Annotated in this window: 8 protein-coding genes; 4 read left to right on the forward strand and 4 right to left on the reverse strand. The window is 49.5% G+C overall.

All coding sequences use genetic code 11. From position 1 onward, the window contains the following. The first annotated feature begins 742 nt into the window (after positions 1–742). Positions 743–2,101: a M23 family metallopeptidase gene (locus Q397_RS23535; RefSeq protein ID WP_240475107.1), complete on the forward strand. Its 1,359-nt coding sequence runs from the start codon at positions 743–745 to the stop codon at positions 2,099–2,101. Between the two features lie 3 nt (positions 2,102–2,104). Here the strand turns inward: Q397_RS23535 and Q397_RS0119630 are convergent, their stop codons facing one another. After that, positions 2,105–2,461, reverse strand: a complete 357-nt coding sequence (locus Q397_RS0119630; RefSeq protein ID WP_028880844.1) for a flagellar biosynthesis regulator FlaF — start codon at positions 2,459–2,461, stop codon at positions 2,105–2,107. Further along, positions 2,461–3,294 carry a flagellin gene (locus Q397_RS0119635; RefSeq protein WP_028880845.1) on the reverse strand — a complete coding sequence of 278 codons (834 nt, stop codon included), beginning with the start codon at positions 3,292–3,294 and terminating at the stop codon, positions 2,461–2,463. Before Q397_RS0119635 ends, Q397_RS0119630 begins: the two co-directional genes overlap by 1 nt. A gap of 137 nt (positions 3,295–3,431) precedes the next feature. Between Q397_RS0119635 and Q397_RS0119640 the strand changes: the two genes are divergently transcribed. Further along, complete coding sequence (locus tag Q397_RS0119640) at positions 3,432–4,328, forward strand: TIGR02285 family protein (protein WP_028880846.1); 897 nt, start codon at positions 3,432–3,434, stop codon at positions 4,326–4,328. Positions 4,329–4,344: 16 nt separating this feature from the next. On the opposite strand, the gene clpB is transcribed toward Q397_RS0119640, so the two are convergent. Further along, positions 4,345–6,936 carry an ATP-dependent chaperone ClpB gene (clpB, locus tag Q397_RS0119645; protein ID WP_028880847.1) on the reverse strand — a complete coding sequence of 864 codons (2,592 nt, stop codon included), beginning with the start codon at positions 6,934–6,936 and terminating at the stop codon, positions 4,345–4,347. Positions 6,937–7,130: 194 nt separating this feature from the next. On the opposite strand from clpB, the gene Q397_RS23540 reads away from it, so the two are divergent. After that, positions 7,131–7,589, forward strand: coding sequence for a c-type cytochrome (locus Q397_RS23540; RefSeq protein WP_051610387.1), 459 nt, complete (start codon positions 7,131–7,133; stop codon positions 7,587–7,589). 79 nt (positions 7,590–7,668) lie between these two features. After that, positions 7,669–7,785, forward strand: coding sequence for a LysR family transcriptional regulator (locus Q397_RS24885; protein ID WP_084149138.1), 117 nt, complete (start codon positions 7,669–7,671; stop codon positions 7,783–7,785). A 2-nt stretch (positions 7,786–7,787) separates the two neighbouring features. On the opposite strand, the gene Q397_RS0119655 is transcribed toward Q397_RS24885, so the two are convergent. Further along, positions 7,788–8,058, reverse strand: a 271-nt coding sequence (locus Q397_RS0119655; protein ID WP_028880848.1) for an IS5/IS1182 family transposase, incomplete at its 5' end; no start/stop codon positions are given.

The raw sequence follows: 8,058 nt of genomic DNA on the forward strand, positions 1-8,058 counted from the left end.
GTCTTTGAAAGTGATACTCAGGATATAAACTTCATGAGTTCGTCCAACTAGAATGCTGTCCGACTTCAATCCGCCGCCTGCGTATCCCTTTCGGTCATATGTACTTGTAAAAGAGCAATCCGGCAACCAGAGCAAGGCTCGGTGCGGAGGGCGGTTTATAAAGGCCTTACCCGAGGCCGTCAACCCTCAAAATTAGTTTCTTTAAAAAAACTGTAACACCTTAGCAAAACTTACTAAACCAATCCGGTCTAACTCGTTGTTCTCAAAGTGTTTTTCGAGAGCCCCGCTGGGGCAGCGCCCCGTTGGTGAAGACGGGTTATAAGGATCTCACCCCACCCTGTAAACACCTTTTTTCAAAAAAGATCACAAAACCTTCTCTTTTTCAATTAAACCATTGAAATATAACAATAAGTATTTTCATTACGATAGCGGATCGCCTTCGACAGCTCAGAAATCAGGGCCTAAACCGCACCCTATATCCATAAGGGGCGTATAAGTACCCCGATCAGATAGGCGATAACTTATCGAAAAATAGTGTTCGTAATAATATGGGATGGAAACGCTTCTTTAACCAACGTCATTTTATAGTAAACCCTAGGGATTCACTGGTCGAATCCCCTTGACACAAAAGCGCTCAACCATCATTGTCCTTTCTTTTAGTATACGAAGTATGGGCAAACGGTGGAGCCCAGATACTGCCGGATAAAAAATGACCAATAGACGAACTAGGGGATACACGCATATGCTACGCCGCCGCCTTCCTTTGACGGCCATCATCTCTTCCAGTCTTATTGCAGGTGGGCTCTTTATGCTTGATCTGCCAAAAACGGAAGAGAGTCAGGAACACATTTCAGCCCCCTTGAGCATGAGCGTCCCTGTCGAACAGACAGGAGTCAGCGTCGGTTCAAGTGCGCAGGCCGCGATTCAGTCTCAAAGCACTGAAAAGCCACTAGAGACTTTGCCCGAACCGTACATCAAGACACTGGAAGTTGGTCGCGGTGATACCTTGATGAAAATGTTGCTAGAGGTCGGGATTAACCGTGGGGACGCTTATACAGCAATTGAGGCCATGCGCACTGCGTACGATCCCCGCAAATTGCGTGTAGGTCAGGAAATTGATGTCACGTTTCAGCCGGGACGCCATCAAGAGATGCCCCATCTCTTTCAGGAACTCCGCCTCAACACAGATTTTAATAAAGACCTCTATGTCTCACGCAGCGAAGACGGCAGTTATAACGCGCAAGAACGTGAACAAGATTTGGTCACCAGCCTGCACCGCGCAGAAGGCACAATTGAAAACAGCCTGTATGTTGCCGCATCCGAAGCCGGTATCCCCGCCACTTTGCTGATGGAATTCATTTTCGCCTATTCCTTTGACGTCGATTTCCAGCGCGATATCCAAAAGGGTGACAGCTTTGAGATCATGTACGAGAAGGTCGCAACGGCTGACGGTGAACGCAGCAAGATGGGCAACATTCAATATGCCAGCCTGAATTTAAGCGGCACACGCCTGCCGATTTATCGTCATATCGATAAAGACGGTCGCGTTGCATATTATGATGATAAAGGCCAAAGCGCCCAAAAGGCGTTGATGCGGACCCCGATCAACGGCGCGCGCCTGTCTTCTGGTTTTGGAAAACGCAAACACCCCATCTTGGGATATTCCAAGATGCACACGGGGATTGACTTTGCGGCACCAAGCGGGACACCGATTTTTGCTGCCGGTGACGGTGTGATCGATTACGCGGCACGCAATGGCGGATACGGCAAATACATCCGCATTCGTCATAACTCCGAATACCAAACAGCTTACGCCCATATGCGCGCCTTCAAAAAAGGCATGTATAAAGGCAAGCGCGTCAAACAAGGGGATATCATTGGCTATGTCGGCACCACCGGTCGTTCTACCGGGCCGCACCTGCATTATGAAATCATCAAAAGCAATCGCAAGGTCAACCCGTTACGCGTACGTATGCCGTCGGGTAAAAAATTGACAGGCGAGGAATTGGCGCGGTTCATGGAAACCAAAACATCCTTTGATGACAAATATGCCTCCTTGGCACCCAACACACCAAACAGTCAGGTTGCCAGCGCCGACTAGTCCTTAAGACATAAGGCCTGCCGCAACATTGCGATGAATTTCAATCAACCCCTGAAGCCTGTGCTTCGGGGGTTTTTTGATGGCTGCCCGACATTGAGCATCAACCATCTCTGCGAGGCTGAGCAAGTGCTGCTGTGTCTCTTTGGGGAGCTTGTTTCGCGGCGCTTCGAGATCGGCTTTCACGATCATCCACAACTTTTGAACATATTGAAGTGATTCGCCAAGCAAACGTTTATTCTCGGGGAAGTCCTGGGCTCTGGTCAAAAGTTGCACAGCTTTCATGAACGCTTCCGCTTCCAGCGCCCGCCCTTTCAGATTCTGGGAATGGACCTGCCCGTATGCGTCATAGCCGCCCGCCATTACTGGAAGAGGCCCAGCAGCAAGCTATCTCCCTGCGCCAAAATGCGCTGCCCTTGAAAAGACAGATCACTGCGAATCTGTGCCGAAAGCTGAACAGCAGCTTCTAAGTTCAGATCAGCATTCGTCAATTGATCTGCCCCGGTTTGATTGATTTGTCGCACATCCTCAGTGTACCCGTCTCTGACATTGAGAATCGCGATGTCTGTCGAAAAGTCGGCTTGCGTACTTCTCACAGTATCAATCGCAAGGCGTACATCGCCAATGGCATTGGTAATATCACTTAACGTGGCAAAACCATTATAGTCTGCATTTGCATCACCAATCCCCAAGGCAGCAACTCGCGTATCTCCCGCCTCGCTTGTAAGTGTCGACCCATCACCATCCCCAAGGCGGGTATTTAATCGCGCTGTAGAGGTCGTCAGCAAATTCACCCCTAAAAAGGACGTATCTGAGGCAAGATTATCGATCTGGGCACGAATCTCATTAAACTGTTCAGCCAATGCCTCACGCTCTGTCGTCGATTCTGTTGACTGAGCCGAGGTGGCAATACCGATCAATTGACGGCTGAACTGTTCGATAGCCTCCAATCCTATATCCGTGGCTTGCAAGGTCGACCGCCCCACCTCAACAGAGCCCTGCACATTGCCCAGATCAGAGACACGATCAATCAATGCTTTTGCACGGAAGTAGTCAACCGGCTCGTCATAAATACGGTTAACCCGACGCCCCGTAGACAGCCGGTAGGCACTTTCAGTGCGAGCTTCGTTCAACTGCTGTGTGGAGAATAAGTTCGAACGTTGAGCCGAGCTTAAATATATCGGTGTGTCAGCCATGGTCCCATATCTCATAAACTAGGTCGCGCTACTATATCACATTTACTGAAAAAGTTGGAGTGACAACCATCACACTATTGTTTTCCCTCAACTCGCTGTTTAATATGCCCATGCTTTTTTTATGGAATTAGACAATAATGATAAAATTTAACGTCCTGATTGCCGCCGTCAGTATATTGGGGATGCTGTCCGCACAGAGCGCGGACGCACAAAGTCTTTCCACAGATCCGGACAGTCCTGTTCTCACATGGCATATCTTTGACGCCCCGCCCCTTATGATTCTGGATGGTGCGGACAAAGACAATGGAATCATTGATGGGATTCGTCACCTCCTACAGTCGGACCTGACCACACTTACCCACGAAGAAATGCCGCTGCCTTATAAGCGTTTTCTGTTGTATGCCAAAGAAAAGCTCAACATTTGCACACCCTACCTGTTTAAAACGGCTGAACGGGAGGACTTCTTATATTTCTCCAAACCGGTCAATATTTTCGCAGGTCTGAAAATTATCATGCATAAAGACCTATATGCATCCTTTGGACATGAGCCGAGTCTCTCGCTGGTGGACTTGTTTAAAAATTATGAGCTGAGACTCGCCACCAATAAAATTCGGGCGTACAGCGAAACCATTGACCCCATTGTCAAAGAATATGACCGCCTGAATAAAGTCAGCCGCCATACCGGCTCCACGACACAGGTCTTTCGTCTCCTGAGTACAGGGCGGGCTGATTTTATGATCGACTTTTCCTATCGTGTTCCCTATTGGGCCAAGGAATTGGGGATCGATCCCTCCTCCTATGTCAGCATACCGATCAAAGAAGATTCGCAAACTGTCATCAGCTACGCCGCCTGCCCAAAAACACCATGGGGTGAAAAAATGATCGCAAAGATCAACAAGGCCTTAGCCGAAGAGGTCCCCACCCAAACCTATCTGGACGTCCTGAAACGATGGTCCCTCGATTTTAATGATGAAGAACTCCGCACACTGCATCAACAGCTTGCCAGTTATTACAAAAAAGGCCCCCAAGAATGAGGGCCTTTTTCTTATTTTAACTATCGGCTTCGCTGTGTCCGTTGATCAGGAGCCCCCGATCATCCGCACTCAGCACCACGTCCTGACCATCTGGAATTTTACCTTCCAGCATCAAGACCGCCAGCGGGTTTTTCAAAGACTTCTGGATCACCCGTTTTAAAGGACGTGCCCCGTAAGCCGGGTCATACCCTTTGTCCGCCAACCAATCCAAGGCCTTGCGGTCCACATCCAGCTTGATCTTGCGATCTGCCAGCAAACCTTCCATTCGGCCCAACTGAATTTCCACAATCCCGTCCATATGTTCACGGAACAATCTATGGAACAGGATGATCTCATCCAGTCGGTTATAGAATTCGGGACGGAAAGAGGCTTGCACCACTTCCAGCACTTCATTTCGAATCTCTGACACATCATGTCCATCTTCCTGCGCGGCCATAATCTCGGCCCCCAAGTTGGAGGTCATGATGATCAGTGTGTTCTTGAAGTCCACAGTCCGGCCCTGACCATCGGTCAGACGCCCTTCATCCAAGACCTGTAACAAGACGTTAAACACATCAGGGTGCGCTTTTTCAATCTCGTCAAACAGGACCAGTTGATACGGGCGACGGCGTACGGCTTCCGTCAAAGCACCGCCTTCTTCATACCCGACATATCCCGGTGGGGCACCGATCAGACGAGAGACGGCGTGCTTTTCCATATATTCGGACATATCGATGCGCACCATCGCCTGTTCGTCATCAAACATGAACGACGCCAGCGCCTTGGTCAGTTCGGTTTTCCCCACCCCGGTCGGACCGAGGAAGAGGAACGAGCCGATCGGGCGGTTCGGGTCTTGCAAACCCGCACGTGAACGACGCACCGCATCGGAAACCGCATGCAAGGCTTCTTGCTGACCAATAACACGCTTGCCCAACTTTTCTTCCATCTGGACAAGTTTATCGCGTTCACCTTGCAGCAGCTTATCCACCGGCACCCCTGTCCAGCGCGATACAACGGACGCAATATGCTCATCCGTCACAGCTTGTGTCATGGTACGTCCTGGTTGGGAACTTTCAGCCTTCACCAATTGTTCTTCCAACTGCGGAATTTCGCCGTACAAAAGCTGGGATGCTTTTTCAAGCTTTCCTTCACGTTGGGCGATTTCCACCTCAATGCGGGCCTGTTCCAGCTTTTCCTTTACTTTGGTCGCATCAGCCAAGGCTTCTTTTTCGTCGCGCCATTTGGCCGTCAAGGTACCGGATTTGATCTCCAGATCTTCCAGTTCCTTGACGATATCTTCCAAACGGTCTTTGGAGGCTTGATCGGTTTCCTTTTTCAAGGCTTCCCGCTCAATCTTCAACTGAATGATGCGACGATCCAGCTCGTCAATCTCTTCCGGTTTGGAATCCACTTCCATACGCAGACGGGACGCAGCCTCGTCCATCAAATCGATAGCTTTATCCGGCAAGAAACGATCCGTGATATAGCGGTTTGACAACGTCGCCGCCGATACCAGCGCCGTATCCGTAATCCGCACACCGTGGTGAAGCTCATACTTCTCTTTAATCCCACGCAGGATGGAAATGGAGTCTTCCACCGTTGGTTCGGACACATAGACAGGCTGGAAACGACGGGCAAACGCCGCGTCTTTTTCCACATATTTGCGGTATTCGTTCAGGGTTGTTGCCCCCACACAGTGCAATTCACCGCGCGCCAAGGCGGGTTTCAACAGGTTGGAGGCATCCATGGACCCTTCAGACGCACCGGCACCGACAAGAGTGTGCATCTCGTCAATAAACAAGATGATCTCCCCGTTGCTGGAGCCAACCTCTTCCAAGACGGCTTTAAACCGTTCTTCAAATTCCCCACGAAACTTTGCACCGGCCACCAAGGCACCCAAATCAAGGGCAAGCAGACGCTTTTCACCCAACGATTCTGGCACATCGCCCTGTACGATCCGGTTTGCCAACCCTTCAACGATAGCTGTTTTACCCACACCCGGCTCCCCGATCAGGACCGGATTGTTTTTCGTGCGGCGTGACAGCACCTGAATGGTGCGACGAATTTCTTCATCACGGCCAATGACCGGATCAAGCTTCCCTTCGCTCGCGGCTTGTGTCAAATCACGGGCATATTTTTTCAACGCATCAAAATTATTTTCTGCATTGGCTGAGGTTGCTTTACGACCTTTACGCATGGCATTGATCGCGCCGTTCAGGTTTTGTGGGGTGACACCTGCTTCTTTCAACGCATTGGCGGCCGGTGTCCCGGAGGCCAAGGCGCAGGCAAGCAACAGCATTTCAGCCGTGACATATTCATCACCAGCTTTCTCTGCGGCTTCTTCTGCCATTTTAAACAGATTTGCAATTTCGCTGGACAGATACAAGTTACCCGCACCGCTCCCTTCCACTTTCGGGATAGCGTTGACGGTGCGTTCGTTGGCTTTTTTAGCAACCTTCGGCTTACCGCCCGCTGCTTCAATCAGCGTTGCGGCCTGACCTTCCGTGTCATCCAACAGGACTTTTAACAGATGTTCCGGCGTGAAGCGTTGATGATATTCGCGCAGGGCCAATTGTTGTGCAGACTGAATAAAGCCTTGCGCACGTTCAGTATATTTTTCGATGTTCATATTTCAAACCTTTTGGTTAATCGACAATTCCCAAAATACTCGTCCTTCTCAAGAAGCAACTTTGTTGGAAACCTCTGTCGGTTTGTGTACTAAAAAAGAATATGTCTCATGACCTTAGTTGCGCAAGGGGCATTTTTCTGGCAGTTTCATCCACAACTTGGAATGATCGTAACTAAAAGGGTACAGGCTTTAAAATGTTTCATAAAACTTTTCTAACTGTCGCAATCAGCGCGCTTCTCCTTTCGTCTTTTTCTGCAAACGCCCATGACGGTGCAACCGGTGTCGTCAAAGAGCGGATGGACTTGATGAAATCCATTGGCAAAAACACCAAAACCATTGCGCCGATCGCTATGGGCTCTATGGATATGGACCTCAAGACTGTGGAAGAAGGTGCCACCAACATCGCCAAAGCGGCAAAAGAAGCCCTGACCAAATACCCGGAAGGCAGCTTGGATGATATCACCGAAGCTAAAGAGAACATCTGGACAGATTGGGCAAAATTTGAAGGCCTGATGAAAGGTCTTTCCAGCAATGCAGAGGCGTTAGCCAAACTCGCTGCGGATGGTGAAGAGTTTGAACTTACAGACGCCTTCACCAAAATGGCGGGCACCTGCAAAAAATGCCACATGGAATTTCGCGTGAAAAAGCCATAAGATGAAAAACTGAGCCACCGCCTTTCAGGTGGCTCAGTCATTTTAGTCCTATTCTCCTTTTTTGAAAGAGCCGCACCGCATGTCAATTCGGGCACTGCGCACCTTCATTACCATTGCCCAGCAAGGCAGTTTCGCCGCCGCCTCTTTACGGCTGGGGCTCACACAAGCTGCGGTCAGCCTTCAAATTAGGCCCTAGACTCATAAATTTTTTATCCAAATGCGAACTGATGCCAGTTTAACAGCAGCGAGGAAATTCTCAGGGTTCTTATCATAACGTGTGGCAATGCCTCTGAATTGCTTGAGTTTGTTGAAGAAGCACTCAACCAAGTTTCTGTAGCGGTAAAGGAATTTGCTAAAGGCAAAAGACTTTCGTCGATTGCTTTTAGGTGGGATATTTGCCCATGCTTTTTTATTTTCAGCCAATTGCCGAATAGCATCGCTGTCGTAGGCTTTATCGGCCAAAAGAATT

The sequence above is a fragment of the Terasakiella pusilla DSM 6293 genome (assembly GCF_000688235.1).
Lineage (GTDB): Bacteria > Pseudomonadota > Alphaproteobacteria > Rhodospirillales > Terasakiellaceae > Terasakiella > Terasakiella pusilla.